22 protein-coding genes, 1 tRNA gene, 4 pseudogenes and 1 riboswitch are annotated in these 26757 nt (G+C 71.1%); of the genes and pseudogenes, 15 read left to right on the top strand and 12 right to left on the bottom strand.

The window, feature by feature from the left end; all coding sequences use genetic code 11:
* The first annotated feature begins 40 nt into the window (after positions 1 to 40).
* From ACIHCX_RS07205 to ACIHCX_RS07225, 5 genes are all read left to right on the top strand, one after another.
* Positions 41 to 1627: a PucR family transcriptional regulator gene (locus ACIHCX_RS07205; RefSeq protein ID WP_400027442.1), complete on the top strand. Its 1587-nt coding sequence runs from the start codon at positions 41 to 43 to the stop codon at positions 1625 to 1627.
* A gap of 156 nt (positions 1628 to 1783) precedes the next feature.
* On the top strand, positions 1784 to 2626 hold the full coding sequence (locus ACIHCX_RS07210) for a nitrilase-related carbon-nitrogen hydrolase (protein WP_400027444.1): 843 nt from the start codon (positions 1784 to 1786) through the stop codon (positions 2624 to 2626).
* Between the two features lie 47 nt (positions 2627 to 2673).
* The gene (hydA, locus tag ACIHCX_RS07215; RefSeq protein WP_400027446.1) at positions 2674 to 4074 is read left to right on the top strand and encodes a dihydropyrimidinase; all 1401 of its coding nucleotides are present in this window, start codon (positions 2674 to 2676) and stop codon (positions 4072 to 4074) included.
* Positions 4075 to 4085: 11 nt separating this feature from the next.
* Positions 4086 to 5105 carry a TIGR03842 family LLM class F420-dependent oxidoreductase gene (locus ACIHCX_RS07220; RefSeq protein ID WP_400027448.1) on the top strand — a complete coding sequence of 340 codons (1020 nt, stop codon included), beginning with the start codon at positions 4086 to 4088 and terminating at the stop codon, positions 5103 to 5105.
* A gap of 111 nt (positions 5106 to 5216) precedes the next feature.
* Positions 5217 to 6746: an NCS1 family nucleobase:cation symporter-1 gene (locus ACIHCX_RS07225; protein ID WP_400027450.1), complete on the top strand. Its 1530-nt coding sequence runs from the start codon at positions 5217 to 5219 to the stop codon at positions 6744 to 6746.
* A gap of 75 nt (positions 6747 to 6821) precedes the next feature.
* Here ACIHCX_RS07225 and ACIHCX_RS07230 read toward each other — a convergent pair whose 3' ends face one another.
* From ACIHCX_RS07230 to ACIHCX_RS07240, 3 genes are all read right to left on the bottom strand, one after another.
* On the bottom strand, positions 6822 to 7514 hold the full coding sequence (locus tag ACIHCX_RS07230) for a hypothetical protein (protein WP_400027452.1): 693 nt from the start codon (positions 7512 to 7514) through the stop codon (positions 6822 to 6824).
* A gap of 272 nt (positions 7515 to 7786) precedes the next feature.
* A complete protein-coding gene (locus ACIHCX_RS07235) occupies positions 7787 to 8851 on the bottom strand; it encodes a biotin/lipoate A/B protein ligase family protein (RefSeq protein WP_400027454.1) in 1065 nt (354 codons plus the stop codon).
* A 119-nt stretch (positions 8852 to 8970) separates the two neighbouring features.
* On the bottom strand, positions 8971 to 10053 hold the full coding sequence (locus ACIHCX_RS07240; RefSeq protein WP_400027456.1) for a DUF4190 domain-containing protein: 1083 nt from the start codon (positions 10051 to 10053) through the stop codon (positions 8971 to 8973).
* 465 nt (positions 10054 to 10518) lie between these two features.
* Between ACIHCX_RS07240 and ACIHCX_RS07245 the strand changes: the two genes are divergently transcribed.
* From ACIHCX_RS07245 to ACIHCX_RS07255, 3 genes are all read left to right on the top strand, one after another.
* Positions 10519 to 11463: an ABC transporter ATP-binding protein gene (locus tag ACIHCX_RS07245; protein WP_400027458.1), complete on the top strand. Its 945-nt coding sequence runs from the start codon at positions 10519 to 10521 to the stop codon at positions 11461 to 11463.
* Positions 11460 to 12437 (top strand): ABC transporter permease subunit, encoded by a 978-nt coding sequence (locus tag ACIHCX_RS07250; RefSeq protein ID WP_400027460.1) that lies wholly within the window; start codon positions 11460 to 11462, stop codon positions 12435 to 12437. The genes ACIHCX_RS07245 and ACIHCX_RS07250 overlap by 4 nt, the downstream gene beginning before the upstream one ends.
* A gap of 61 nt (positions 12438 to 12498) precedes the next feature.
* Complete coding sequence (locus ACIHCX_RS07255; protein WP_400027462.1) at positions 12499 to 12894, top strand: GntR family transcriptional regulator; 396 nt, start codon at positions 12499 to 12501, stop codon at positions 12892 to 12894.
* A 42-nt stretch (positions 12895 to 12936) separates the two neighbouring features.
* On the opposite strand, the gene ACIHCX_RS07260 is transcribed toward ACIHCX_RS07255, so the two are convergent.
* From ACIHCX_RS07260 to ACIHCX_RS07270, 3 genes are all read right to left on the bottom strand, one after another.
* Positions 12937 to 13350 carry a hypothetical protein gene (locus ACIHCX_RS07260; RefSeq protein WP_400027464.1) on the bottom strand — a complete coding sequence of 138 codons (414 nt, stop codon included), beginning with the start codon at positions 13348 to 13350 and terminating at the stop codon, positions 12937 to 12939.
* A gap of 23 nt (positions 13351 to 13373) precedes the next feature.
* The gene (gene ettA / locus ACIHCX_RS07265) at positions 13374 to 15041 is read right to left on the bottom strand and encodes an energy-dependent translational throttle protein EttA (protein WP_400027466.1); all 1668 of its coding nucleotides are present in this window, start codon (positions 15039 to 15041) and stop codon (positions 13374 to 13376) included.
* 38 nt (positions 15042 to 15079) lie between these two features.
* Positions 15080 to 15143, bottom strand: a riboswitch (Fluoride riboswitch).
* A gap of 133 nt (positions 15144 to 15276) precedes the next feature.
* A complete protein-coding gene (locus ACIHCX_RS07270; RefSeq protein ID WP_400027468.1) occupies positions 15277 to 16374 on the bottom strand; it encodes a hypothetical protein in 1098 nt (365 codons plus the stop codon).
* Positions 16375 to 16607: 233 nt separating this feature from the next.
* Between ACIHCX_RS07270 and ACIHCX_RS07275 the strand changes: the two genes are divergently transcribed.
* Positions 16608 to 17705 (top strand): barstar family protein, encoded by a 1098-nt coding sequence (locus tag ACIHCX_RS07275; protein WP_400027470.1) that lies wholly within the window; start codon positions 16608 to 16610, stop codon positions 17703 to 17705.
* A gap of 79 nt (positions 17706 to 17784) precedes the next feature.
* Here the strand turns inward: ACIHCX_RS07275 and ACIHCX_RS07280 are convergent, their stop codons facing one another.
* The 3 genes and pseudogenes from ACIHCX_RS07280 to ACIHCX_RS07290 all read right to left on the bottom strand — a co-directional run.
* Positions 17785 to 18189, bottom strand: a complete 405-nt coding sequence (locus ACIHCX_RS07280; protein ID WP_400027472.1) for a hypothetical protein — start codon at positions 18187 to 18189, stop codon at positions 17785 to 17787.
* Positions 18190 to 18229: 40 nt separating this feature from the next.
* Positions 18230 to 18483 (bottom strand): annotated as a pseudogene (locus ACIHCX_RS07285) (UTRA domain-containing protein); the annotation flags it as partial.
* Positions 18479 to 18802: pseudogene (locus tag ACIHCX_RS07290) on the bottom strand (IS110 family transposase); the annotation flags it as partial. The pseudogenes ACIHCX_RS07285 and ACIHCX_RS07290, both read right to left, overlap by 5 nt.
* A gap of 3 nt (positions 18803 to 18805) precedes the next feature.
* Between ACIHCX_RS07290 and ACIHCX_RS07295 the strand changes: the two are divergent.
* Positions 18806 to 19149, top strand: a pseudogene (locus ACIHCX_RS07295) (transposase); the annotation flags it as partial.
* Between the two features lie 71 nt (positions 19150 to 19220).
* Here ACIHCX_RS07295 and ACIHCX_RS07300 read toward each other — a convergent pair.
* Together ACIHCX_RS07300 and ACIHCX_RS07305 are read right to left on the bottom strand one after the other, a co-directional pair.
* Positions 19221 to 19760 carry a GNAT family N-acetyltransferase gene (locus ACIHCX_RS07300; protein WP_400027715.1) on the bottom strand — a complete coding sequence of 180 codons (540 nt, stop codon included), beginning with the start codon at positions 19758 to 19760 and terminating at the stop codon, positions 19221 to 19223.
* A 75-nt stretch (positions 19761 to 19835) separates the two neighbouring features.
* Positions 19836 to 20048 (bottom strand): annotated as a pseudogene (locus ACIHCX_RS07305) (UTRA domain-containing protein); the annotation flags it as partial.
* A gap of 209 nt (positions 20049 to 20257) precedes the next feature.
* On the opposite strand from ACIHCX_RS07305, the gene ACIHCX_RS07310 reads away from it, so the two are divergent.
* A complete protein-coding gene (locus tag ACIHCX_RS07310; protein ID WP_400027473.1) occupies positions 20258 to 21055 on the top strand; it encodes a DUF5707 domain-containing protein in 798 nt (265 codons plus the stop codon).
* A 570-nt stretch (positions 21056 to 21625) separates the two neighbouring features.
* Here the strand turns inward: ACIHCX_RS07310 and ACIHCX_RS07315 are convergent.
* Positions 21626 to 21731, bottom strand: a tRNA-Gly gene (locus ACIHCX_RS07315).
* 43 nt (positions 21732 to 21774) lie between these two features.
* On the opposite strand from ACIHCX_RS07315, the gene ACIHCX_RS07320 reads away from it, so the two are divergent.
* The 4 genes from ACIHCX_RS07320 to ACIHCX_RS07335 all read left to right on the top strand — a co-directional run bounded on the left by ACIHCX_RS07320 (position 21775) and on the right by ACIHCX_RS07335 (position 26757).
* Positions 21775 to 23604: a gamma-glutamyltransferase family protein gene (locus ACIHCX_RS07320; protein ID WP_400027475.1), complete on the top strand. Its 1830-nt coding sequence runs from the start codon at positions 21775 to 21777 to the stop codon at positions 23602 to 23604.
* Positions 23605 to 23767: 163 nt separating this feature from the next.
* On the top strand, positions 23768 to 24658 hold the full coding sequence (locus ACIHCX_RS07325) for an inositol monophosphatase family protein (protein WP_400027477.1): 891 nt from the start codon (positions 23768 to 23770) through the stop codon (positions 24656 to 24658).
* A 180-nt stretch (positions 24659 to 24838) separates the two neighbouring features.
* Entirely contained in the window at positions 24839 to 26248 is a 1410-nt protein-coding gene (locus ACIHCX_RS07330) for a phytoene desaturase family protein (RefSeq protein ID WP_400027479.1), read from the top strand.
* Positions 26245 to 26757, top strand: a complete 513-nt coding sequence (locus ACIHCX_RS07335; RefSeq protein WP_400027481.1) for an O-acetyl-ADP-ribose deacetylase — start codon at positions 26245 to 26247, stop codon at positions 26755 to 26757. The genes ACIHCX_RS07330 and ACIHCX_RS07335 overlap by 4 nt, the downstream gene beginning before the upstream one ends.

The following is a 26757-nucleotide window of genomic DNA, read 5'->3' on the forward strand; positions in this document are numbered from 1 at the left end:
CTGGAGGTGAACCGAACCGCACGCAGAGGGGAACGTCGCCATGACCACCGCCTCGGACACACCCCCGACCTCCTGGAATGCGCCGGAACCCGCTCTGTCGGTGCGCCAGGTCCTCACCCTGGAGCGGGTGCTCGCGGGGGAGCCCGAGGTGGTGGCCGGCGCCGGCCACCTCGACCGGCCCGTGCGCTGGGTGCACGTCGCCGAGGCCGCCGACGTCGGCGTGATGCTCAGCGGCGGCGAGATGGTCCTCACCACCGGCGTGCTGCTCGCCGGCGACGAGGCGAAACAGGCCGAGTACATCCGCTCCCTGCACCGCGCGGAGGCCGCGGCCGTCGTCCTGGGCCTGGGCCGGGCCTTCCCCACGCCGCCGGAGGTGATGCGCCGGGCCGCCGAGCGGTGCCAGCTGCCCCTGGTCGTCCTGCACCGCCCGTTCCCCTTCGCCGAGCTGACCGAGGAGGTCCAGTCCCGGCTGGTGCGGCGCAAGTTCGCCTCCGTCAGCCTGTCGGAGGCCGTACGCACCGCCCTCACCGCGCTGATCACGGCGGGCGCCCCGCTCCAGGCGCTGCTCGACGAGATCGCCCAGCACAGCGCCTGCCCCGTCGTCGTCACCAACCTCGCCCACCGCGTCCTGGCCACGGCGGGGGAGCGGTCGGCGGTCGACGACGTGCTGCGGGACTGGGAACGCATCTCCCGGCAGGCCGGCGCCGCCCAGGCCGACGGCTGGATCCGGGCCGAACTGGGCGGGCGCGGGGAGCGGTGGGGACGGATCGTGCTGTGCGGCCACCGCGGCGACGGCGCCACCGGACGGCTGCTGGCCGACCGCGCCGCCGAGGCCCTCGTCCTGCACCGCATGCTCGGCGGCAGCGCCGGATGCTCCTGGGAGGAGCAGTCCGCGCAGGGCCTGCTCACCGACCTCGTCGGCGGAGCCGTACCCGCCCGGCAGCTGCTGCCCCGGGCGCGGGCCGCCGGGCTGCCGGTCAACCGGCGCACCTTCGTCCCGCTGGTCGTACCGGACGGCGAGGTGGCCGCACTCGACCGGCTGCTGCGCCTGCTCGGCCTTCCGGGCCTGGTCGCCGAGCTCACCGAGGGCGCCACCGCCGTGCTGCTCAGCCTCGCCCGCGACCAGGACGCCGACGCCCTCACCGAGCACTTCGCGACCCGACTGCGCGACGGGTCCGGCGCGGACCGCGCGGTCGTCGCCGCCGCGGACGCCCGCACCGTCTGGGACGACGTGCCCGCCGGGCTGCGCGAGGCCCGGCACGTCGCCCGGGCCGTGGCCGACTCCGCCGCCGCCCTCGACCTCCCGGCCGTCGTACGCCTGAGGGACGTGCACCTGCGCGGCCTCGTCCGGCTGCTGCGCGACGACCCGCACGTGCAGTCCTTCGCCGAGCGGGAACTGGACGGCCTGCTGCGGCGGGGCGACGACGACCTGCTGCCCGTACTGCGCACCTACCTCGCCACCGGCCGCAACAAGTCCCGCACCGCCCAGCTCCACCACGTCTCCCGGCCCGCGCTCTACCGCCGCCTGGAGTCCATACAGGCGTGCCTCGGGGTGGACCTCGACGACTTCGAACAGGCCGTCTCGGTCCACATCGCGCTCCTCGCGCACGACGCGCAGCGGGAGTGAGCCGGAAGAACAGCCGGGAGAACGGCGGTGAGACATGGGACGGACCCGGAGTGACACGGTGGCACGCCCCGCCCCCGCAGACGTGACACGGTGCACCTCGAAGCGGAGCCGCCGGCTTTCTACGCTCCCCGCACCATCCAGCGAGTGGAGGTCCCGATGAGCAAGGTGATCCGTGCCGCCCTCTTCCAGACCGCGTGGACCGGCGACAAGGAATCCATGATCCAGGTCCACGAGCAGGCGGCCCGCGACGCGGCCGCGCAGGGCGCCCAGGTGCTGTGCTTCCAGGAACTGTTCTACGGACCGTACTTCTGCCAGGTCCAGGACCCCGCGTTCTACGCGTACGCCGAGCAGATCCCCGAGGGCCCGATCGTCCGGCGCTTCCAGGCGCTGGCGAAGGAACTCGGCATCGTCCTGGTACTGCCGATGTACGAGGAGGAGCAGCCCGGCGTCCTCTACAACACCGCCGCCGTGATCGACGCGGACGGTTCCTACCTCGGCAAGTACCGCAAGACCCACATCCCGCAGGTCAACGGCTTCTGGGAGAAGTTCTACTTCCGGCCCGGCAACGGCGGCTGGCCGATCTTCGACACCAAGGCGGGCAGGATCGGCGTCTACATCTGCTACGACCGGCACTTCCCGGAGGGCTGGCGGGCCCTCGGACTGGCCGGCGCCGAGATCGTCTTCAACCCGTCGGCCACCTCGCGCGGCCTGTCCGGCTACCTGTGGCAGCTGGAGCAGCCCGCGGCGGCCGTCGCCAACGAGTACTTCGTCGGCGCGATCAACCGGGTGGGCGTCGAGGAGTACGGCGACAACGACTTCTACGGCACCTCGTACTTCGTGGACCCGGAGGCGCAGTTCGTCGGCGAACCGGCGAGCGACAAGGACACCGAACTCGTCGTGCGCGATCTGGACCTGGCCAAGCTGCGCGAGGTCCGCGACCGCTGGCAGTTCTACCGCGACCGCGCCCCGGGCACGTACACGCCGCTGACCGCGCCCTGACCGGGGAACCGCGCCCCCGTGCACACCCGACCGGAAGGAGAGGGAGCATGAGCCGCACCGTCATCCGCGGCGGCCTCGTCATCACCGCCGCCGACGAGATCCACGCCGACGTCCTGATCGAGGACGGCCGCATCGCCGCCCTCGCCGCCTCCGGCACCCCGGCCGCCGAGGCGTTCACCGCCGAGCGGACGATCGACGCCACCGGCAAGTACGTCATCCCGGGCGGGGTCGACGGCCACACCCACATGGAGATGCCGTTCGGCGGCACCTACGCCTCGGACACCTTCGAGACCGGCACCCGGGCCGCCGCCTGGGGCGGCACGACCACGATCGTGGACTTCGCCATCCAGAGCGTCGGCGGAGCCCTGCGCGAGGGCCTGGACGCCTGGCACGCCAAGGCCGAGGGCAACTGCGCCATCGACTACGGCTTCCACATGATCGTCTCCGACGTGAACCAGGAGACGCTGAAGGAGATGGACCTGCTGGTCGAGGAGGGGGTCACCTCCTTCAAGCAGTTCATGGCCTACCCGGGGGTCTTCTACAGCGACGACGGGCAGATCCTGCGCGCCATGCAGCGGGCCGCCGACAACGGCGGGCTGATCATGATGCACGCCGAGAACGGCATCGCCATCGACGTCCTGGTCGAACAGGCGCTGGCCCGCGGGGAGACCGACCCGCGCTACCACGGGGAGGTCCGCAAGGCCCTGCTGGAGGCCGAGGCCACCCACCGCGCCATCCGGCTCGCCCAGGTCGCGGGCGCGCCGCTGTACATCGTGCACGTCTCGGCGCAGGAGGCGGTCGCCGAACTGGCCAGGGCACGCGACGACGGGCTCAGCGTGTTCGGCGAGACCTGTCCGCAGTACCTGTTCCTGTCCACCGACAACCTCGCCGAGCCCGACTTCGAGGGCGCCAAGTACGTGTGCTCCACGCCCCTTCGCCCCAGGGAGCACCAGGCGGCCCTGTGGAAGGGCCTGCGCACCAATGACCTCCAGGTGGTCTCCACCGACCACTGCCCCTTCTGCTTCACCGGCCAGAAGGAACTCGGCCGCGGCGACTTCTCGAAGATCCCCAACGGAATGCCGGGCGTGGAGAACCGGATGGACCTGCTCCACCAGGCCGTCGTCGACGGGCACATCTCGCGCCGCCGCTGGATCGAGATCGCCTGCGCCACCCCGGCCCGCATGTTCGGCATGTACCCGAAGAAGGGCACCATCGCGCCGGGCGCCGACGCGGACGTCGTCGTCTACGACCCGCACGCCGAGCAGGTCCTGTCCGCCGAGACCCACCACATGAACGTGGACTACTCGGCGTACGAGGGCAGGCGGATCACCGGCCGGGTGGAGACCGTGCTCTCCCGCGGCGAGCCCGTCATCACCGAGCGGGAGTACACCGGACGTGCCGGGCACGGCGTCTACACCCCGCGCTCCACCTGCCAGTACCTCGACTAGGAGTGCCGCCCATGGACTTCGGACTCGTCCTCCAGACCGACCCGCCGGCCTCGCGCGTGGTCAGCCTGATGAAGCGCGCCGAGCGCAACGGCTTCCGCTACGGCTGGACCTTCGACTCCGCCGTGCTCTGGCAGGAGCCGTTCGTGATCTACAGTCAGATCCTCGCGAACACCGAGAAGCTGACCGTCGGCCCCATGGTCACCAACCCCGGCACCCGCACCTGGGAGGTCACCGCCTCCACCTTCGCCACCCTCAACGACATGTTCGGCAACCGCACGGTCTGCGGGATCGGCCGCGGCGACTCCGCGATGCGGGTGGCCGGCCGCAAGCCCAACACCCTGGCCCGGATCAGCGAGGCGATGAAGGTCATCCGGGCGCTGGGCAGGGGGGAGGAGGCCGACCTCGGCGGCACGGTGATCCGGTTCCCGTGGGTCAGGCCCGGAGCCGAACTGCCCGTGTGGATGGCCGCGTACGGGCCCAAGGCGCTGAAGATGACCGGTGAGGAGGCCGACGGGTTCATCCTCCAGCTCGCCGACCTCTACCTGACCGAGTACATGGTGAAGGCGGTGAAGGACGCGGCGGCCGCCGCCGGGCGCGACCCCTCCGAGGTGAGGATCTGCGTCGCCGCCCCCGCCTACGTCACCGCCGACGACTCGCCCGAGGCACTCGCCCACGCCCGCGACCAGTGCCGGTGGTTCGGCGGCATGGTCGGCAACCACGTCGCCGACCTGGTCGCCCGCTACGGCGAGCACTCCGCCGCCGTACCCGACGAACTCACCGACTACATCAAGGCCCGCCAGGGCTACGACTACGCCCACCACGGGCGCAGCGGCAACCCGGACACGCAGTTCGTGCCCGACGAGATCGTCGACCGGTTCTGCGTGGTCGGACCGGTCGAGAAGCACATCGAGAAGCTGAACGCGCTGCGCGAGCTGGGCGTGGACCAGTTCGCCGTGTACGACATGCACGACGCGCAGGAAGCCGTGATCGACGCGTACGGGCAGCAGATCATCCCGGCCGTCAACTCCTGAGTCCCCGAGCGCTGTTCCCATCCCCCCTCTGTCCCCCCTCCCCACCTCCCCGGGGAGGGGCCGGGCGCCCGCACCGCCCCGTTTCGACCCGTCTCCTCGATTGGGCTGCCCATGACCGACACCGCTCCTCCGGCGATACCGCCGTCCGCGCAGGTCACCCTCCCCGACGGGCGCGTGGAGATCGCCCCCGGCACCCCGCCGCCCAGCGGCCCCTACGCCAACGCCGACCTGCTGCCCGTCCCGGTCGCCCAGCGCACCTGGACCACGTACAACTTCTCCGCCCTGTGGGTCGGCATGGCCCACAACACGGCCTCCTGGACCCTGGCCTCCGGTCTGATCGCCGTCGGCATGGACTGGAAGCAGGCGGTGTTCACCATCGCCCTGGCCAACCTGATCGTGCTCGTCCCCATGCTGCTCACCGGGCACGCGGGACCCAAGTACGGCATCCCCTTCCCGGTCTTCGCCCGCGCTTCCTTCGGGGTGCGCGGCGCCAACCTGCCCGCCGTCGTACGGGCGTTGGTGGCGTGCGGCTGGTTCGGCATCCAGACCTGGATCGGCGGCGAGGCGATCTACTTCCTCGCCGGGAAGCTGATCGGGACTGGCTGGACGGACGCCGCGAAGGTGGGCGGCCACGCCTGGACGATGTGGCTGTCGTTCGCCATCTTCTGGGTGATCCAGGTCGCCGTCATCTACCGGGGCATGGAGACCATCCGCCGGTTCGAGAACTGGGCGGCGCCGTTCGTGCTCGTCGGCGCCTTCGTGATGCTGTGGTGGATGAGCAGCAAGGCCGGCGGATTCGGCCCGCTCTTCGACCAGCCGTCGAAGCTGGGCTGGGGATCGGGCTTCTGGAAGCTGTTCGCGCCCTCCCTGATGGGCATGATCGGCTTCTGGTCCACCCTGTCGCTGAACATCCCGGACTTCACCCGGTACGGCAGGAGCCAGAAGGCGCAGACCCGGGGCCAGGCGCTCGGACTGCCCACGACCATGACCCTGTTCGCGTTCCTGTCCGTGCTGGTCACCTCGGGCTCCCAGGCCGTGTACGGCGAGCCGGTCTGGGACCCGGTGCAGTTGGCGGCCAAGACCGACAACGTGGTGGGCCTGGTGTACGCGCTGGTGACCGTGCTGGTGGCGACCCTGTCGGTCAACATCGCGGCCAACATGGTCTCCCCGGCCTTCGACTTCTCCAACATCGCGCCGCGCAAGGTCAGTTTCCGGACCGGCGCGCTCATCACCGCCGTACTCGCCGTGGTGATGTGCCCGTGGAAGCTGTACGCGGACCCGCAGGGCTACATCTTCACCTGGCTCGGCCTGGTCGGCGGCCTGCTCGGCACGGTGGCCGGCATCCTCATCGCCGACTACTGGGTCCTCAGGCGCTCCCGGCTGGACCTGGCCGACCTGTACCGCCCGGGCGGCGGACGGTACTGGTACGAGGGCGGCTGGAACTGGCGGGCGGTCGTGGCCTTCGCGGTGGGCGGCGTGCTGGCCATCGGCGGCGCGGACTTCCACCCGCTGATCGACGGCCGGCCCATCCCGGCGCTGAGGTCCCTCGCCGACTACGGCTGGGCGGTGGGCCTGGGCACCTCGCTGGTCCTGTACCTGCTGCTGATGGCGGCGCGCACCCGGCAGCGGTCCACGGCCTGACGCGCTCGCCGTCCGACGCGCGTCACCGTCTGACGCGCGTCACCGTCCGAGGCACGTCACCGCGCTGGAGAACGGTCAGCCCGTGCGACCGTTCTCCAGGGCGGCCATCGCCTCCTTGGCCGCCTTGATGGCGCCCTTGTTGATCTCGTCCGTGCTCGGCGCCTTCTTCGTCTCGAAGTCGCTGCCGTTGTACGTGACGGCCACGATCGCGTTGGCGGAGCGGGCCAGCACCACGCCCTCGCGGGTGTCCTGGTTGCTCTCGGTGGTGAGGTTCACCACCGAGTAGGCGCTGTCCCCGAGGCCGGGCACCGCTCCGCCGCCGCTCTTGTCGGTGGTCCGCTGCTCGTACGACTTCTGCGCCGCCTCGTCCGTCGCCATGATCTCGAAGGACACGTCGAGCCAGCGGTAGTCGTAGCCCTTGAGCGCGTTCCACGAACAGGTCCGGCGCACCCTGGTGTCCGTCGACGGGATCTCCTTGCCCGCCGTCTTGGCACCCGGCACCAGGGACGTGATCGTCTTCTCGGCGATGCTGGTGCACGGCACCGGGGCGGACGCGTACGTCTTGGTCGCCGCGGTCGACGACGGCGAGGACGGCTCGGAGGACGCCCCTTCGCCGGTGCCGCGGTCCTCCTGCTGCGCGGTCTCGGGACCGGCGGCGGCCGGGGAGGCGGCGAACGGACCGGACGTCAACGCCCAGCCCGCGCAGGCGAGCACGACGACCGGACTCAGACGCGCGGTGAGCGCGAGGGGAAGAGGAAGTTCACGCACGGCGCACTTCTCGTGTGGGGACGGACGCGGGTGCGGAGCGACTCCACACTGCGGACGGGACCTCAGTGTCACACGACTCCCCGTGTGGCGGAAGCCGCACTCCGCTCCGTGCCCGCGTGGTCACGGACGCGCCCTGCTGACGTACTGTTTGCCGCTTATGCCGCCTGCGGCGGCCGGGGGGACCGGGGACGCCCCTTGCAGCCCGCACCGGGCAACTCGTCGCTCTTGCCCGGGAGTCGGGGCCCGCTGACGGTGTACGTGGACGCCGGGCGCTACGGCACGCGTGCCGTCCACCGGGCCGAACCGAACTTCGTCCGCGCCAGCTCCCGAGCGCGGGCCAGTTCCTCGTCGCTCGCCTTGCCGGCCGTCAGCCCGTACCGGGCGCGGAAGGACTCCACCATCCGCGCGATGACGGCCTCGCGCCCAAGCCCGGTCTGCCGGCGCAGCGGGTCCACCCGCTTCTTCGCGCTCCCGATGCCTTTGTCGGACAGCTTCTCCCGCCCGATTCGCAGCACCTCGAGCATCTTGTCGGCGTCGATGTCGTACGACATGGTCACGTGGTGCAGCACCGCTCCGGGCCCTCCGCCCGGTCCCACCATCCGCTTCTGCGCGGCGCCCGCGATCTTGCCCTGGTCGGTGGCGATGTCGTTCAGCGGCTGGTACCAGGCCCGGATGCCCATGTCGCCGAGGGCGCCGAGCACCCAGTCGTCCAGGTAGGCGTAGCTGTCCTGGAACGACAGCCCCTGCACCAGCGCCTCCGGCACGGACAGCGAGTACGTGATCGTGTTGCCCGGCTCGACGAACATCGCGCCGCCGCCGGAGATCCGGCGCACCACCTCGACGCCGTGCCGTGCCGCCCCCTCGAGGTCCACCTCGTTGCGCAGCGACTGGAAACTGCCGATGATCACCGAAGGGGAGGCCCACTCCCACACGCGCAGCGTCGGCGGACGCCGGCCCGCCGCGACCTCCGCCGTCAGCACCTCGTCCAGCGCCATGTGCAGCGCGGGGGACTGCGGGCCCTCGTGGACGAGCTGCCAGTCGTAGTCCGTCCAGTCCGTGGCGTGCGCCAGCGCGCGGCGCACCGCGATCCCGACGCCTTCGGACGTCAGCCCGTACATCACGGTGCCCTCGGGCAGCGCCGCGTCGATCCGGGCGGCCAGGCCTGCCGCGTCGGTGTCCGAGGGGGCACCCTCCAGCGCCCGGTTCACGGCGTCCAGCGCCTCGTCCGGTTCCAGGAAGAAGTCGCCCGCCACGCGCACGTGCCGCAGCACGCCGCCCTCCGCCTCCACGTCCACGACGACGAGCTTGCCGCCGGGGACCTTGTATTCACCGTGCACCGTCCGACCTCCGATCCTGCCGCAGCACACCAACACCACGGACCCCTGAGGTGTTCCCGCGGGCGCCGGGTGACAGCGGCAGGGTCACACGGGTGCCGGGGCGGAGCGGTCTTGTCGCCTCATGCCTGCTTCGGCTGCGTGGTGGGCAGGGGAAGGTCCAGCAGGCGGCGTATCTCGAGGATGTACGCGTCTCCGTTGTGCCGGTCCACCGACCGCAGATGCCCGAGGAAGGTGTCCGCGTCGGACGCCTTCGCCGCCTGCTGCCAGAACGGCAGCCCCGCCTCGAACTCCGCCACGAGTTGCTCCGTCGGCCGCTGCGCCCCGGGCAGATCGGCGTCCTTGAGCAGCCGGATGGTCTCCTTCTGTGCCTCGGCCATCCGGCCGGCCCAGGCCCTGGCCCCGTCGAGGTCCTCCCGGGGACCTCGCGCCGGACGGAGCACGCCCGCGGCGTTCAGTGGTTTCACCGCGGAGAGGAAGGCCAGCTGGCCGTCGTCCACGTCGGACGCGTCGCGCCTGACCGTGGTGTCGAGTTCAGCGTCGTTCTGCGGGGTCACCCAGCACCGCACGGTGCGGTTCCCGGTGGTCCAGCCGCGTTCGTCCGGATAGAAGTAGTAGCTCTGCAACGGCCCGAAGGCCAGCGGGTCGATCGAGTAGTCGAGGAAGAGTTTCGAGCACCGCGGCCCTGCGATCGCGGCGATCGTGTCGGGGCCCGGGAACTCCTGCCCGGAGAGCGTGAAGGAGGCGTACGCCTCCGCGTGGTGCGACGTGTCGCACGGCGTCAGCTCCACACTGATGTCACCCAGCGACGAACCCTTCTCCTTGGGCAACTCGGTGCCCGGGTTGAAGCAGTCACCGTCCCTGAGCGAGTAGATCGTGGTCCACCCGCGGCCCGTGACCTCACCGCTGTCGTCCCTGCCGGGAATCGTCCACACCCTGAAGTCGACCGTCGCCACGATGAAGGCGGTCAGCAGCAGCACAGCGCCGGAGACGGACAGCCCGGCGATCGCGAGCCCCTTGCCCCGCTGCCCCCTCCTGGATATCTGCACCAGCGCGACGATGCCGAATATCAACCCGAGGGGAGCGAGGCACACCAGCGAGGTCACCAGCGCCGCGACCGCGAAGCCGTTCAGCCCCGGCGGAACCGGCTGACCCGCCGGGCTCCACTGCGGTCCCCAGGGCTGTCCCGGGCCGGGATCGGACACGGGCGGCTGAGGAGGATACGACGGCGGGGGAAACGACATGGAGTGTGAGCCTTTCTCGATATCTTGACCGGTCTCATGCGGGTGTCGACCACGACCTGCCGGCGCCTACGAGGTCCGTGGGGCTGGGCCTTAACGAGGGCTAAATCATCGATGGCGTCGCCACTGTGCGGCGCCTCGGTGTCCAGGATCAGCAGAGGGTGCCGGACGATGTGCCGGACCATCCCGGTGAACGATGCGCCGAACTGCCTTGATCTCCCTGGCTTCATGCCCGGGACTGTAGCGCCGCTTCCCCTCGCGGGTCTTTGGCGGAGTTTGCCGGCGGGAGGCGCCCACGCGCCGCTCCGCACTTCGGCGCACGCTCCCGCACCACCGCGTACGTCCGGGGGCTTCCCGGCCCGCCTTGACACCCTCCCGCCGTGAAGACCATGATTCCATTAATTGACTAGTGGAATTGAGAGGATGTGCATGACGGACACATTCGCTCCGGGCGGCTCGCTCGGCGCCTGGGCCATGGAAGCCCGCGGTCTGGGGAAGCGCTATCGCCGCGGCTGGGCGCTGCGCGACTGCTCGTTCAGGCTGCCGGCCGGGCGCATCTGCGGGCTCGTCGGCCCCAACGGGGCGGGGAAGAGTACGCTGCTGGGGCTCGCCACCCAGCAGATACAGCCGACGGAGGGCGAGTTGCGCCTCTTCGGCGTCCCGGCGGGCGATAAGGCGATGAGGCCGAGGACCGCGTTCCTCGGTCAGGACAAACCGCTGTTCAAGGGGTTCACCGTGGCGGAGACGCTGCGCATGGGCGCCGAGCTCAACCCCGCCTGGGACATGGCCTCGGCCGAGCGGATCGTCCAGTCGGGCCGGGTGCCGATGGATGCCCGGATCGGCACGCTCTCGGGCGGCCAGCACACCCGTGTCGCGTTCGCGGTCGCCTTCGGCAAGCGGCCCGATCTGCTGATGCTGGACGAGCCGATGGCCGATCTGGACCCGCTGGCCCGCCACGACCTGAGTTCCCTGCTGATGGCGGAGGCCGTCGAGCGCGGCATCACCGTCGTGATGTCTTCGCACCTGCTGTCCGAACTGGAGGACATGTGCGACTACCTGTTGGTCCTCGCCGGCGGCCAGGTCCGGCTGGTGGGTGACGCGGACGCGCTCGTCCCGGCCCACGCACTGGTGACGGGGCTCGTCACCGACGAGAACCCGCTCGCCTCGCTGGCCCCGCACACCGTCGTCGAACTCCGCTCCCAAGGACGGCAGTTCCAGGCGCTGATACGGCCGAACGGCCCGTTGCGCCCCGAATGGGACGTCAGCGAGCCCAGCCTGGAGGAAGTGCTGCTGGCACATCTGCGCTCGCCGGACGCGTCTCCCCTGTGCACACCCGGCGCCCGTCACGAGGCCGAAGGGACCCCCACCGCATGAGCACCACCCTGACCGACACGTCCCGGACGGCCGCCCGGGAGCCCGGACGCCGACTGCTGGGCGGGCTGAACTGGCTCGTCGTGCGCCAGCACCGGGCAGCGCTGCTCACCGTGGCCGCCGCGGTCGTGCTCGGCTCGGCGTGGATCGTCTACCAGCGCAATCGTCTGGCCGGAGTTCTCGAAGCGATCGGCTGGCCGGACAAGGAACCGCCGATGCCGGTACCCGGCTCCCAGAGCATCAGCCTCACCATCACCGCCCTGGGCATGCTGCCGGTCCTCCTCGGCGTCTTCCTCGGCGCCCCGCTGATCGCGGGCGACCAGGAGCGCGGCACCCTGCAACTGGTCACCACCCAGTCGGTGTCCCGCCGCCGATGGCTCACGGCCAAGCTCGCCTGGTGCTACGCGGCGGCGCTGCTGGCCGGTGCGGTGCTCTCGGTGTTCTTCACCTGGTGGTGGAAGCCCTACCGCGCGGTGTTCTCGAGCCCGTGGTACGAGGGGAGCATCTTCGACCACACGGGCCCGGTGCTCCCCGCCATGTGCCTTTTCCTCACCGCCGCCGGGATCACCATCGGCATGCTGGTGCGCCGGGTCCTCCCGGCGATGGCGGTCACGTTCGTCTTCTCCATGGCCGTCCAGATCGCCTGGGGACAGTTGCGCGCGTACCTCGCCCCGTCACGGATGTTCAGCTACCCGTACGGCGGCGGCATCCTCCAGCAGCTGGACGATCCGTACGAACTGGACAGCTGGATCGGGTCCGCCGACGGCCGCCTCTACGGCTGGGGAACGTGCGCCAAGCCGACGGATGCGGCGACGGACGCCTGCATGAAGAAGTACGGGATCGTCAACGACGTCATCAAGTACCTCGACTTCAGCCAGATGTCGGCGATGCAGTGGACCGGGGCCGGCATCCTGCTCGCGGCCACCGCGGCACTCACCGTGTTCACGGTGTGGCGGGTGTCCAGGAAGCCGTTGTAGGGCACGGAACCGTGCGTGACATGCGTATGGTTTCGGCAGTACGAAACAGGAGGTGAGAAGAATGGTCGTGTTCCGCATCAACAAGCGCAGCGGAGTGGCGACATACCTCCAGATCGTGCGACAGGTGGAACAGGCGCTGCGGATGGGCGCCCTGGAAGCGGGGGACCGGTTGCCGACGGCCGCTCAGGTCGCTGCGGACACCAAGGTCAACCCGAACACGACCCTCAAGGCGTACCGCGAGCTGGAGCGCGCGGGGCTCGCCGAGGTGAGGCAGGGGGCAGGCACCTTCATCACCCGCTCCCTGGCACCGGCGCAGGAGGGCCCCGTCTCCCCGCTGCGGACCTCGCTGGCCGCGTGGATGGACGAGGCGCGGTCCCAGGGGCTCAGCGGTGAGGAGGTCACCACCCTCTTCCGGGCGGCGCACGCGGCGGTGTTCCCCTCCGAGACGGACCGTTGACGGCCGGAGCGGGGCATGCACCGTCGTCCTCCACGGTGACCGTCAGGGCCGCCGTTTTCCCGGCGGCGGCTGCGGATTCGTCTGGTGGCCGGACGCCGTGGCGGGTGCGGGGCGGTCGGTGACCCGGTGGCGGGGCATGCCCGCGTCGCGGGACAGGGCACGGGCGGCGCCGTGCGCGGTGCGGTAGGCGCCGATCCCCCGGGCGGTGCCGGCGGGGACGGCGATCCAGCGAGCCGTGCGGCCGTCGCGGTGCCGCCGGACCCGGCCCAGCAGCCGTCCGTCGCAGGTGACGACCCGGATCACCGGGTGCCCGGGGAACAGCGGGGTGCAGGCCAGGCCGCGCACGTGGGCCAACCGCTCGACCGCCTGTTCTTCGCAGAGGTGCCAGGTGGCGTTGATGACGGTGAGCTGGGCGGCGCGGAGGGCCGCCACCGCCTCCTGATCGAGGTGCGTCATGGCGAAGGCTCCTGTCGGGCCGGTCAACCACGGACCAGACGGCGGTGGGTGACCTGGTGCGGGCGGGCCGCCTCCGGCCCCAGCCGTTCGACCTTGTTGGCCTCGTAGTCGGCGAAGTTGCCCTCGAACCAGAACCAGTTCGCGCCGCCCTCCCAGGCCAGGATGTGGGTGGCGATGCGGTCCAGGAACCACCGGTCGTGCGCGGTGATCACGGCGCACCCCGGAAAGCCGAGCAGCGCGTTCTCGAGGGAGGCGAGCGTCTCGACGTCGAGGTCGTTGGTCGGCTCGTCCAGCAGGAGGAGGTTGCCGCCCTGCTTCAGCGTCAACGCCAGATTGAGGCGGTTGCGTTCGCCGCCGGACATGATGCCGACGGGTTTCTGCTGGTCGGCGCCTTTGAAGCCGAAGGTGGCGACGTAGGCGCGCGAGGGCATCTCCACATCGCCGACGCGCAGGTGGTCCAGTCCTCCGGACACGGCCTCCCAGACGGACCTGGTGGGGTCCAGACCGGCGCGGTTCTGGTCGACGTAGGAGATCTCGACGGTCTCACCGAGACGAAGCAGGCCCGCGTCGGGCTGCTCCTGGCCGACGATCATCCGGAAGAGGGTGGTCTTGCCGACGCCGTTCGGGCCGATGACGCCGACGAGGCCGCCGCGCGGCAGGGAGAAGGAGAGGTCCTCCATCAGCACCCGGTCGCCGTAGCCCTTGGTGAGGTGGTCCGCCTCCAGGACCAGGCTCCCCAGGCGCGGTCCTGGCGGGATCTGGATCTCCTCGAAGTCCAGTTTCCTGGTCTTCGCCGCCTCGGCCGCCAGCTCCTCGTACCGCTGCACCCGCGCCTTGGACTTCGCCTGCCGCCCCTTCGCGCCAGAGCGCACCCACGCCAGCTCCTCGGCGAGCCGCTTCTGCCGCTTGGCGTCCTTGCGGCCCTCCACCTGGAGGCGGGCCGCCTTGGCTTCCAGATACGTGGAGTAGTTCCCCTCGTACGGATAGGCGTGGCCCCGGTCGATCTCCAGGATCCACTGCGCCACGTTGTCCAGGAAGTACCGGTCGTGGGTGACCGCGACGACCGTGCCCGGGTAGTCGGCCAGATGCTGCTCCAGCCAGGCCACGGACTCGGCGTCCAGGTGGTTGGTCGGCTCGTCCAGCAACAGCAGGTCCGGCTGCGACAGCAGGAGCCGGCACAGTGCGACCCGGCGTCGCTCACCGCCGGAGAGTTCCCGCACGGGGGTGTCGGGCGGCGGGCAGCGCAAGGCGTCCATCGCCTGCTCCAGACGGGAGTCGAGGTCCCAGGCGCCGGCGTGGTCCAGGGCCTCCTGGAGGCCGCCGAGCTCGTCGAGCAGCCGCCCCATCTCGTCGCCCTCGGTGTCACCGAGGCGGCCGGTGACTTCCTCGTAGCGGTGCAGCATGCCCCGGATCTGCGCCACGCCCTGCTCGACGTTGCCCTGGACGGTGGTGGTGTCGTCCAGCGTCGGCTCCTGTTCCAGGATGCCGACGCTGATGCCGGGCGCGGGGAACGCGTCGCCGTTGGTCGGCCGCTCCAGCCCGGCCATGATCCGCAGAACGGTCGACTTCCCCATGCCGTTCGGCCCGACCACGCCGATCTTGGCGCCGGGCAGGAAGGCGAGGGTCACGCCGTCGAGGATGACCTTGTCGCCGTGGGCCATGCGGGCCTTGCGCATCGTGTACACGTACATCCGCGATGCCTCCATACCGGGCCACCGCACGGCGGCCGCTGCTCGCAGAGGCCATCAGCACGCAAGGTGCGGTCAGGGGCGAGCCTCATCGCCCATGTCCCCTCACCCCATGGTGCGCCCGCCGCGGGCGGTCCTGCCAGTCCGGCCCCCGCGGGCCGGCGCGTGGCCCGCCCGCTGCGCTCGGCGACGATCACCGCAGGCCAAGAGCGAGCCTCTGACTCCCCGCACCCGCCGCTCACGACCGTGTGGCAGTCCCGCACCCCGCATCGCCGGCCTCCCGCATGCGCGTTTCCATCGAGGCGCTCCGGTCGTACGGGTCGACCTCGGGGCCGTCTCCCGGACGCGAGGCGGCGCGCTCCGCGTCGAACTCTGGGGTGAGGTAGCCGGTGAAGGTGCCGCAGCCACCGTTGGTGGTGTCCACCTTGTAGGAGACGAGGGAGAACGTACCCGGTTCGATGACGACCTTCGCCGGGTCGTCCCAGCTCATCACGACTTCGCGGCGCACGATGGTGCGCGCGACCTCGTCGCTTCCCGCTGCGGCGCGTACGACGGGATACACGTACGTGACATCGGTGGTCACCTCGACCGCACCGCGCTCGCCCTCTCGGTACGTGATCCGCCCTCGTGTCCTGACCACATCCCCGACAAGCCGGACCTTCGTCCTGTCGAACCGGCTGAACAGCAGCAGAGGATCGTTCTCCCGGCCGGGCGTGCGGAACGAGGTCGCCAGGTAGTCCTGGACGTCCTGCTGATGAGGATTGATCAACGCGATCGCCTTCCCCGGCCGCTCCCCGCGCAGCACATGGGGATCCAGACTGGACGCGGCGAGGAAGTCCTGGGTCTTCTCGAGCGCCTGCGTGACCTGTCCCTTGCTCATCCAGCCGGTCGCTCGTGCCTCGGGCAGGCCGATCCCAGCGGTCCCGTCACCCCACTGTGCCGCGGGCGACCCCCTGAACGGCTGCTCCATGGTGGGACGTTGGGCTGCGGCTTCCGTCGGCGGCGGTTGATCCGGACGTGCCGACTCCGCGGCGAGGGGAGCACTCTCGCCGCCTCCACCTCCGAACCATCCAGCCACCCGCCCCGGATCCAGCGCCACGACCAGCAGGGCGGCGGCCACCAGCAGACCGAACGCGTACCAGGCCTTGCTTCCTTGCCGCCGGGCCGGTTGCCGACTCCGCCACGGCTCCGGCCGGTCGGTCTCCTCCCGCAGCCGCCGCGTCACCATCCGCGCCCGCGCCGACGGCTCCTCGGGCGCGTCCTTGGCCCCCGCCTCGGCGTCACGAAGGAAGCGATCCCACTCCTCGTCCGGTATGGACTCCCCGCCCTTGCCCACGATGGGGCCCCACCCTTCTTATGCACCCGGCCCCACCCCAGGGCCGATCACTTTCTCGCGCATCATCACACGGCTCAACTTGGCACCATGACCGCTGCGGGGGGGGGGGATCCCCGGGGGCTTCGCGCCGTTGCGCCGAGCTGAACTTGCGTTCTGCTTGTTCCTCCGCCGGCGTCAGTGGACATGGTGCGACCGCCATAGAAAATGCCTTCGTCGCGAAGCCCTGTCCGGGCATGATGACCACCGTGCGTGAGGACAGGGACCATCGCGGGCATGGGCGGTACACGCTGAGGGAGACAGAGCACGGCCACGTCTGGGGTGTGTGCGCAGTAGTGGACGGATTCTTCGGGGAGCCCCAGCGCGGGACGTATGAACTGTTCGGCTGGGTACCGGAAGGCGCCGAGGTGCGGGGCTGGGTCGGCAGTCGGGTATGGCTGGTGCCGGACGACGACGCACTCGAGCCCTGGCTGCTGGAGGACGCGGAGAGCCCAGGGCCGCTCTTGAGGACCGGCAGTCTCGTGCTCACCGGTCTGGACGACTACGAAGGGCCGCCCGAGGGACACAGGGGTCCTGTCCGAGTGCACGACGGGCACCGATGGCTGGGCTCCTGCCGGGAATTCGCCCGCGTCCTGCCGCCCGAACAGGTGGCGCCCCCGCTCGTCCTGCGGGGGCTCGCCCAGGGTGATCAGCTGCGGGCTGCATTGCTGAAGGGCACCCGGCGGGCACTGGACCTGGAGGGGGCTGCCCTGGAGATACAAGACGACCAGGGCGAGCCGCTCACCGATCGGGTGCTGTGGACCAAGGTCAGCGCCTGGCGCCCATCCTCCTACGGGATGGATCTGATCGACGTGGAGCTCGACGGAAAGTTCTTCACACCGGTTCCCGAATACGCCCGGCCCATCTGGGAGCGGTGGCTCGCCGGGCCGCCGGACACGCTGGGTGCCTGGGCGAGCCTCGACACCCGGCGCCGCGAGGCCTGGCTCGACCTCGTCCGCGAGCGGGCCTGCCGACGTGCCCACCGCGACCGACCAGCTGGTCACGCCTACGAACTCGACGGTCGGCACATCACCGACGAACCGGGCCTCTACCTGGCGCTTGGGGAGGCGGTGAACGGGCCGGGTGGCTACTTCGGCGGCTGTCTGGCCGCGCTCGACGACTGCCTGCGCGGCACCTTCGGTTACACCGCCCCCGCAACCCTGCTGTGGCGGAACGCCGCGACCGCACGCGCGTACCTGTCCCCAACCCTGACACCGGACGGCCGGCCCTACGACCTGTTCGCCGAGACCCTCGATGCCCTGGCCGAGGGCGGCATGCACGTCACCCTGGCGTGAACCGCCGTCCGAGCAACTACCCAGTCTTGATGGCGTCCCCGGCACGATTCGAAACAGCGACAGATGCTTTGGGAAGAACTCAGAGCGCGTCGAGCGCTGCCTGGAACGCGTCCGCCGTGGGTTCTATGACGACCGCCTTCTCCTGGAACTGTGCAGGAAGATGACGGCGGTCGTCCAAATGGAAGATCAGCGCACCACCGTCCTGGGGGACTATCGAGGCCCCAAGGGCTGCGGCCAGTCGGGTGAGCATGCCGCTCATCGCGCCGCGGGCGAAGTGCGTCGCCATCACGGACGACAACCCCTCGTCGGCCTGGGACGCGTGGTACAGGTCCGCCTCACCCCCATCCTCTGCGCGGAGTTGGGAGAAGCCTTCCTCAGAGCTGCGCGCCACCACGTAAGGCTCGATCATTCGCCGGAATTGTTCGGCGTCCAGCGCGACGACCTCGCCGTCCACGAAACGGAGCAGGTAGATGCTGTAACTCACGTGCACACTCTGTCAGCATCATGATCCGTCGGACAGGCCGGCGGTTGATCGGGATCTCGTAGACGATCTCGCAGTGCGCGGCGGGCACCACGATGTCCGCCGTCTCCAAAGGCTGCCCCTGGTCGCTGTAGTACGTCCGCCGGATGTGTATGACGAGTGCGGCCTTCTGGATACCGAGGAGCGATGCCTCCTCGGTGGCCGCCTGCCTGGGCTCCGCTGCTCCACGGGGTGGCTGACTGTTACACCAATCGAGGCCATCCGGTTCACGACGCCCGTTCCGGCGTGCGGCCCTCCCTAGGGCCAGCAATTGCTGGCCGGAGGTGTCTTCGACGGCCGGGAGGTGGTGGGCGTACTCGGCGCGGAAGACGCTCCGCAGGCGTTCGGCCTCGGTGTCGAAGCACCGGATGCGCCCGCTGCGTTTGAGGGCAGCCCGGATCTGGGCGAGGGTGAGCCGGGCCGCCTTCGTCGGGGTCGGGGCCAGGGTGAGGATTACCCGAGCGTCTGCCCTGGTCAGGCCGCCTTCCTTGCTCTGGAAGGCGTGCAGGGCGGCGGGATAGTACTCGCGGAGCAGGGAGGGGATCTGGTTGTCGACCTGTTGGCGGCTCAAGACGGCGTAATCGGCGACGACCGGACCCGCTTCGCCGACGCCAGAGCACTCAAGTCCTACGCGGGTTCCGCCCCGATCACCCGCGCCTCCGGCAAGAAACGCTTCGTCGGCCGCCGCTTCGTCAAGAACAACCGGCTCATGCACACCGGCTTCCTCTGGGCCTTCTCAGCCCTCCGGGCCTCGCCCGGCGTGAACGCCCACTACCGGCGACGGCGCGAGCACGGAGACTGGCACAACGCCGCCCAGCGTCCCTGCTCAACCGCTTCCTCGGTCAGTTCCACCACTGCCTCCAGACCCGGCAGCCGTTCGACGAACAACGCGCCTTCGCGCCGCTCCCTCCAGCGCCTGCATGACCCGCGAACCCGCCCGGCTTCGTCAAAGAGAACAACGGCGCTTCGACAGATCCGAGCTGTCGAGCGCGGGCTCAATCGGAGGGCGCGACCGGGGACCGCTGGCCGAGCCACTGATCGGCGTCCCAGGCCCGGAACCGCTCTACTTCGGTGAACCCCAGCTTTGCCGCGAGGCGCATCGAGCTGACGTTAGCGGTCTGGGTGGCGAGCACCACCGGCTCACCAGGAAGAACGCTTTCGAACCAGTCAAGTGCCGCCGCGCACGATTCGGCGGCATACCCGAATCCCCACGCCCGTGGCAGGAGCAGGTAGCCGAGATCGGCCTTCCCCGCGGCAGCCGGGCGATGGTGATCCGGCGCTCTCCTGAGCAGGATCTGGCCGATCATTGCCCCATCGAGATCCACGACGAAGCTTCCGGGCCATCGCTCGGGCACCTCGGGCAACTGGCGCTCAAGCTCGTCACGCGGGCGGGGTCCACCGAGGTAGGTGTGCACATCTGGCGACGCCAACAGCTCGATGAACGCCGCACGGTCCCGGGCCTCGGGCTCACGGAGCACTAGCCTCTCGGTCCTGATCGGTGCAGGCGGCCAGGCAACGGGTCCGAGATCAGTCATGTCGGCCAGCCAATCAGCGAGCTCAGCAGTGATCAAGACTCGCGACCCTCTTGGCTTCTTAGCCCCCTGAGACGTCTCGGGGAGGACGACGAGACTGCCGGCGGTGAGGTCGTACGGCTCCCAGTTCGTCGACAGCTGAGCCGGCCTGCCGTCCGCCAGGAACTCGTACGCCGTCCGGACGCACATCTCATCCTCGGCGATGCCCAGCCGCGCCGCGATCTCTGCCGGCGCCGGCACCTTGGCGTCGGTCCGGCTCTCCCAGTCTCCTTGCCTACCCACGGTCTTCATGTCCGCCCGGAACGGCGACCCGTCGGGGGTCACGTCCGCGGGAGTGGCCGTCGATACACCACTCCAGCGGACATGACCTGCAGCTCGCTTCGTCGCCGAGGTCTGGGCATGAGTCTCACGCCGCTTTCATCTTTGTGTACAACCTTTCACGTGCGCCCCAGGTCTGGTCTGTCGGGTCAGCAGACCCACGGACCAGACTTGGGGAACAAATGCGTATTCGTGCCACTGTTGCCGCTGTCTCCGGCGCCCTGGCCCTGTCTGCCCTCACCGCGCCGGTCGCTCAGGCAAGCAGCCCTTCGTTCGCGCTGACGCGGGCGGACGCCGCCCCGGTGATCAGCAAGGTCGTTGTGAACAGTGGAAAGCCGATCGTGCTCGGTACCACCGCCACCAAGAAGGTGACGGTCTCCGTCACTGCGTCCCACTCCTCGGGCATCGAGGACGCTCTCTCCTACCTCTGGAGGGGCCGCGACAGCAACCCGAACCTGTACGGCTTCGGGTTCCACCCGGACGCAGAAAGGGCCAAGTGCAAGGCCGCGAACGCCACAACCTCGACCTGCACCCTCACCATCACGGTCGATCCCGGATACCTGTGGAACACCAACGCCACGACCTGGCGGGTCTACGCCGGCGCATGGGGCAAGGACGGGCTCTTCACCGAGAATGCCAAGTTCTCCTCGGTCAGGTTCCAGCGGCTGTCGCGGCTGACGGCCAAAGCCTCCCCGAAGCCCGTGAAGAAGGGCAGCACCATCACGGTCACGGGCAAGCTGGACCGGGCCAACTGGGACACCGGTAAGTACGCGGGCTACACGTCCCAATCGGTCAAACTCCAGTTCCGGAAGAAGAACAGCAGCACATACACCACCGTCAAAACGGTGAAGAGCTCCAAAACCGGCACGCTGAAGACCACGGTCAAGGCGGTGAAGGACGGCTACTGGCGCTGGAGCTTCGCCGGTACGACCTCGACTCCCGCAGTCAACGCCACTGGTGACTTCGTCCACGTGAAGTAGTCCCGCAGCGCGCGGTAGCGAGAGAACCGAAGGGCCCGGCAGGTCGGGCCCTTCGTCGTTTCCGCGAGGGGGCGTTTCCGCCGAAAGAAGCGTCGCGCGCTCGGGATCCTGGAGCACCAGTTGGGAAGACGTGTGCTGTGGAGTACGGACCCCGCACTTTTCCGCCGATGCCGTTGTGCGGGAGGGGCGAGCAGGGGACGCGGGTGGGGTTGGCTGGGCATCGCCGTGGGTGTGGGCGCGGTGCTGGCGCTGCTGGCGTTACCCAACGGCGGTGGGGGCAACGCGTACGGAGGCGCCATATCCGAGTCGTTGATCGGGGGTCCGGAGGATGATCAGCCCATCGCCCACCCCTTGGGCGGGGTCGACGCGGCGGACAACAAGGAGGCCGTCCGCACCGGCCTGCGTAGGTGAACGGCCCCTGACCAGGTCATATGGTCCGGGGCCGTCGCGCTGCACGCTGCCCGCTCGTCACCGTGTCTCCCCGCAGTTTCCCGCTCGATCGGGCACGGAAGGGGCACGCGCGGGGCATGGGCCGAGCACGGCATCCCTCCCGCGAGGGAGGGCGGAGACTGGCTCCCCGGCAGGACTCGAACCTGCGGCCAAGCGCTTGGAAGGCGCCTGCCGGTAAGGGCGCGGGAGTGTGAGCGCAGCCGATGGGTAGCCTGCTGACTGGTCAACGCCGAGCGGAGTCACGGTACGCGCGAACACCGAGGTGAGAGATGCGGTTCACCACCCGGCCCACGCTCCAGGGCACCTTCGGCATGGTGTCCTCCACGCACTGGCTGGCCTCGCAGTCGGCGATGGCCGTGCTGGAGGACGGCGGCAACGCCTACGACGCGGCCGTGGCCGGGGCCTTCGTGCTGCACGTCGTGGAGCCGCACCTGAACGGGCCCGCCGGCGAGGTGCCGATCCTGCTCGCACCGGCCGGCGGCGAGGTGCGGGTGCTGTGCGGGCAGGGTGTCGCCCCGGCCGGGGCGACGGTCGCGCACTACCGGGCGCTGGGCTTGGACCTCGTACCCGGCACGGGGCCGCTGGCCGCCGCCGTGCCGGGCGCGTTCGACGCGTGGATGGTGCTGCTGCGCGACCACGGCACGAAGCCCCTCGCCGATGTCCTGAAGTACGCCGTCGGATACGCCGAGCACGGACACGCGCCCGTGGAACGCGTCGGCGAGACCGTCGAGACCGTGCGGAGGCTGTTCGAGACCGAGTGGACCTCGTCCGCCGAGGTGTACCTGCCCGGCGGACGCCCGCCGCGGCCCGGCGCGCTGCTGCGCAACCCCGCGCTCGCCGCCACCTGGCAGCGGCTGCTCGCCGAGACCGCGGGCGCAGGCGACCGGGAGGCGCGGATCGAGGCCGCGCGGGAGGTGTGGCGCGCCGGTTTCATCGCCGAGGCCCTGGTCCGGCAGGCCGGGCGGCCGACGCTGGACACCAGCGGCGAACGGCACACCGGCACCCTGACGGCGGCCGACCTCGCCGCCTGGTCCGCGACCTACGAGACTCCGGCGTCCTACGACTCGAACGGCTGGACCGTGTGCAAGGCCGGCCCCTGGAGCCAGGGCCCGGTGCTCCTCCAGCAACTCGCTCTGCTCCCGGCCGAGTTGCCCCCGTACGGCTCCGCCGACTACGTCCATCTGCTGATCGAGGGCTGCAAGCTCGCCATGGCCGACCGGGAGGCCTGGTACGGGGACGCCGCCGAGGTGCCGCTGGCGGAGCTGCTGTCGGCGCCGTACAACACCGAGCGGCGGAAGCTGGTCGGCGCCGCCGCCTCGTACGAGCTGCGGCCCGGCAGCCCCGGCGGGCGCGTGCCGCGGCTGAGCGCGCACGCGCACGCGGTGGCCGCCGAGGTGGGCGGGTTCGACGCGATGGGCGTCGGCGAGCCGACGTTCGCCAAGAGCCCCACCTCCCCCGTGCCGGGCGAGCCCGACGTGGCCGCCGACGGCGGCACGCGCGGTGACACCTGCCACATCGACGTCGTCGACCGCTGGGGCAACATGGTCGCCGCCACGCCCAGCGGCGGCTGGCTCCAGTCCAACCCCGTCGTGCCCGAACTGGGTTTCCCGCTCGGCACCCGGCTCCAGATGGCCTGGCTGGAGGAGGGCCTGCCCAACTCGCTGACGCCGGGGCGCCGTCCACGCACCACCCTCACCCCCTCGATCGCGCTGCGCGACGGGGTGCCCGTCATGGCGTTCGGCACGCCCGGCGGGGACCAGCAGGACCAGTGGCAGCTGCACTTCCTCCTCGCGGTCGCGCTGCGCGCCCCCGTCCGCGGCGGGCTCGACCTCCAGGGCGCCGTCGACGCGCCGAATTGGCACAACGACAGCTTCCCCGGCTCCTTCTACCCGCGCGGGACGCGCCCCGGCAGCGTCACCGTCGAGTCCCGCATGGACGCGGAGGTCGTCACGGAACTGCGGCGCCGCGGCCATGACGTGACCGTGGGCGGGCCGTGGTCCGAGGGGCGCCTGTGCGCCGTCGCCCGCTGCCCCGCGACCGGCATCCTGTCCGCGGCCGCCAACCCGCGGGGGATGCAGGGGTACGCGGTCGGCCGGTGAGGCCGGTCGGTGTCCGTCCCGTGCCGGTCGGCGTCCGCCCCCTGCCGGCCGCCGGTCTCCACCGGACCGTGCCGGGATGTCCGATGACGGGTGTTCACGCCGATTCCATCCGGAGTGCACCGGCCCGGCGGGGAATGTCAGTGGGGCATGGTCTCATAGAGGCATGATCGAAGAGACGGAAACCATCGAAGAGTTTCTCGCACGACACTCGGCCGACGTGGAGGAGGCGGTCCGCAAGGCGGCCGCTGCCGAGATCATGCCCCGCTTCCGCCGACTGGCGGAGCACGAGGTGGACCAGAAGTCCGGACCGCACGACCTGGTGACGGACGCCGACCGGCTGGCCGAGCGGTACCTCACGGACGCGCTCGGCGCCCTGCTGCCCGGCTCCGTCGTGGTCGGCGAGGAGGCGGTGCACGCCGACCCGGCGGTGTACGAGGCGGTGCGGGGCGACGCCCCCGTCTGGATCGTCGACCCGGTCGACGGCACACGCCAGTTCGTGCACGGCGACCCCGGCTTCTGCACCCTGGTCGCCCTCGCCCGGCACGGAGTGCTGCTCGCGTCCTGGACGTACGCGCCGGCGCGCGACGAACTCGCCACGGCCGTACGCGGTCAGGGCGCCTTCCTCGACGGCGTGCCCCTGCGCTGCGGTGCGCCCGAGCCGGGGCGGCCCCTCGAAGTGGCCACGTCCCACCCGGACTACACGACGGAGGAACAGAAGCGGGCCCTGAGCGGCCTGTGGACGGACGGTGTCGCACCGCGCCCCTGCGGATCAGCGGGGCTGGAGTATCTCGCCATCGCCCGCGGCGAGTTGGACGCCACCGCCTTCTGCTGGGAGGCGGCGTGGGATCACGCGGCGGGTCTCCTGCTGGTCGAGGAGGCCGGCGGCACCCACCTGACCCTGGCCGGCACCCCCTTCCGCGTCACGGGCGGCAACACGCTGCCGTTCGCAGCGGCCCGGGACACGGCGACGGCCCGACACGTCACCGGCCTCCTCGCCGTCCCGGACGCCCCCACCCTCGTACCTGGCGCGGAGGGCCCGACCCCGGCGTCCTGATCCCGGCGAGCACCACCCCCGGGCCGCCCCGCCCGGCCGACGCCGGCCGGCGGCACCCGGGCAACCCCCTGCGACGCCTCCCGTCCCCGAGCCGTCGCCCCGCCCCCGGGGTGTCGGGGGTGCGGCATATCCTGGGGCCGAATGGCCATCGGCTGACGAGGGGGTCCGAAGGTGCCGTCGATGCTCGATGCGGTCGTGGTGGGTGCGGGGCCGAACGGACTGACCGCTGCCGTGGAACTCGCCCGCCGCGGCTTCGACGTGGCGGTGTTCGAGGCGCGGGACACCATAGGCGGCGGTGCCCGCACCGAGGAACTGACCCTGCCCGGCTTCCGGCACGACCCCTGCTCCGCCGCACACCCCCTGGGCATCAACTCACCCGCGTTCCGCGCCCTGCCCCTGGAGCGCTACGGCCTCGAGTGGCTGCACGCCGAGCTGCCCATGGCGCACCCCTTCCCGGACGGCACCGCGGCCGTGCTGTCCCGTTCCGTCGCCGAGACCGCGGCCTCCTTCGGACCGCGCGACGCGGGCGCGTACCGCAGATTGGTCCAGCCGTTCCTGCCCAGGTGGGACACCCTCGCCCGCGACTTCATGTCGCTGCCCCTGACCGCGCTCCCGCGCGACCCGGTCACCCTGGCCCGCTTCGGCCTGGTCGGACTGCCCCCGTCCACGTGGCTGATGCGCCGCTTCCGGGACGAGCGGGCCAGGGCGCTCTTCGCCGGCCTTGTCGCCCACGTCATGGCCCCCCTCGGCGGCTTCGCCACCGGCGCCGTCGGCCTGGTCTTCGCCCTCGCCGCGCACGCCCGCGGCTGGCCGGTGGCCCGCGGCGGCTCTCAGGCGATCTCCGACGCCCTCGCCGCGTACCTGAAGGACCTCGGCGGCGCCCTGCACACCGACTACGAGGTCAAGCGCCTCGACGACCTGCCGCCCGCGCGGGCGTACGTCTTCGACACCTCGCCCACCGCGCTGGCCCGTATCGCGGGCCTCGGCCGCTACTACGACGGCTACCGCTACGGCCCCGGCGTCTTCAAGATCGACTACGCCCTGGACGGCCCGGTGCCATGGACCGCGCGGGAACCGCGGGGCGCCGGCACCGTCCAGATCGGCGCCGACAGCGCCGAGATCGGCACCGCGCTGCGCGCCGCGTCCCGCGAGGGCCGCGCACCCGACCGGCCCTTCCTGATCACGGTCCAGCCCAGCGTCGCCGACCCCAGCCGCGCCCCCGCGGGCAAGCAGGTCTTCTGGGCGTACGGCCATGTCCCCAACGGCTGGACCGGCGACCTCACCGACGCGGTGGAACGCCAGCTGGAACGCTTCGCCCCGGGCTTCCGCGACCGCGTCCTCGCCCGCGCCACCGCGGGACCGCCCGAGGTCGCCGCCCGCAACGCCAACTACGTCGGCGGCGACATCGCCTCCGGCGCGGTCTCCGGGCTCCAGCTCCTGCTGCGCCCGAAACCGTCGCTGTTCCCGTACAGCACCCCGCACCCCGCCGTCTTCATCTGCTCGTCGGCCACCCCGCCGGGCCCCGGCGTGCACGGCATGTCGGGGCACAACGCCGCGAAGGCCGTCTGGAGGAGGTTGCGCCAGACATGACCACCGCCATCACGCTCGTCCAGGGCGACATCACCAGGCAGCGCGCCGACGCGATCGTCAACGCCGCCAACTCCTCCCTGCTCGGCGGCGGGGGCGTCGACGGTGCCATCCACCGCCGCGGCGGCCCCGCGATCCTCCAGGAGTGCCGCGCCCTGCGCGCCTCCAGGTACGGCAGGGGCCTGCCCACCGGCGAGGCGGTCGCCACCACGGCCGGCGAACTGGACGCCCTCTGGGTGATCCACACCGTCGGTCCCGTGCACAGCCGCACCGAGGACCGCTCGCACCTGCTGGCCTCCTGCTACCGTGCCTCCCTCCGCGTCGCCGACGACCTGGGCGCCCGCACCGTGGCGTTCCCGGCGATCTCCACCGGCGTCTACCGCTGGCCGATGGACGACGCGGCCCGGATCGCGGTGGAGACGGTGAGGGAGACCGGCACCCGCGTCGAGGAAGTCCGCTTCGTCCTCTTCGACGAGGGGGCCTACGAGGCGTTCGCCGCGCGGGCCGGCTGA

The organism is Streptomyces sp. NPDC052043, from assembly GCF_044548235.1.
Taxonomy (GTDB): Bacteria; Actinomycetota; Actinomycetes; order Streptomycetales; family Streptomycetaceae; genus Streptomyces.

Bases quoted from the DNA above. Each gene is read 5' to 3' on its own strand.
- ACIHCX_RS07205 (WP_400027442.1), top strand. From the start codon at position 41: ATGACCACCGCCTCGGACACACCCCCGACCTCCTGGAATGCGCCGGAA.
- ACIHCX_RS07210 (WP_400027444.1), top strand. From the start codon at position 1,784: ATGAGCAAGGTGATCCGTGCCGCCCTCTTCCAGACCGCGTGGACCGGC.
- hydA (WP_400027446.1), top strand. From the start codon at position 2,674: ATGAGCCGCACCGTCATCCGCGGCGGCCTCGTCATCACCGCCGCCGAC.
- ACIHCX_RS07220 (WP_400027448.1), top strand. From the start codon at position 4,086: ATGGACTTCGGACTCGTCCTCCAGACCGACCCGCCGGCCTCGCGCGTG.
- ACIHCX_RS07225 (WP_400027450.1), top strand. From the start codon at position 5,217: ATGACCGACACCGCTCCTCCGGCGATACCGCCGTCCGCGCAGGTCACC.
- ACIHCX_RS07245 (WP_400027458.1), top strand. From the start codon at position 10,519: ATGACGGACACATTCGCTCCGGGCGGCTCGCTCGGCGCCTGGGCCATG.
- ACIHCX_RS07250 (WP_400027460.1), top strand. From the start codon at position 11,460: ATGAGCACCACCCTGACCGACACGTCCCGGACGGCCGCCCGGGAGCCC.
- ACIHCX_RS07255 (WP_400027462.1), top strand. From the start codon at position 12,499: ATGGTCGTGTTCCGCATCAACAAGCGCAGCGGAGTGGCGACATACCTC.
- ACIHCX_RS07260 (WP_400027464.1), bottom strand. From the start codon at position 13,350: ATGACGCACCTCGATCAGGAGGCGGTGGCGGCCCTCCGCGCCGCCCAG.
- ettA (WP_400027466.1), bottom strand. From the start codon at position 15,041: ATGTACGTGTACACGATGCGCAAGGCCCGCATGGCCCACGGCGACAAG.
- ACIHCX_RS07275 (WP_400027470.1), top strand. From the start codon at position 16,608: ATGATGACCACCGTGCGTGAGGACAGGGACCATCGCGGGCATGGGCGG.
- ACIHCX_RS07300 (WP_400027715.1), bottom strand. From the start codon at position 19,760: ATGACTGATCTCGGACCCGTTGCCTGGCCGCCTGCACCGATCAGGACC.
- ACIHCX_RS07310 (WP_400027473.1), top strand. From the start codon at position 20,258: ATGCGTATTCGTGCCACTGTTGCCGCTGTCTCCGGCGCCCTGGCCCTG.
- ACIHCX_RS07320 (WP_400027475.1), top strand. From the start codon at position 21,775: ATGCGGTTCACCACCCGGCCCACGCTCCAGGGCACCTTCGGCATGGTG.
- ACIHCX_RS07325 (WP_400027477.1), top strand. From the start codon at position 23,768: ATGATCGAAGAGACGGAAACCATCGAAGAGTTTCTCGCACGACACTCG.
- ACIHCX_RS07330 (WP_400027479.1), top strand. From the start codon at position 24,839: ATGCTCGATGCGGTCGTGGTGGGTGCGGGGCCGAACGGACTGACCGCT.
- ACIHCX_RS07335 (WP_400027481.1), top strand. From the start codon at position 26,245: ATGACCACCGCCATCACGCTCGTCCAGGGCGACATCACCAGGCAGCGC.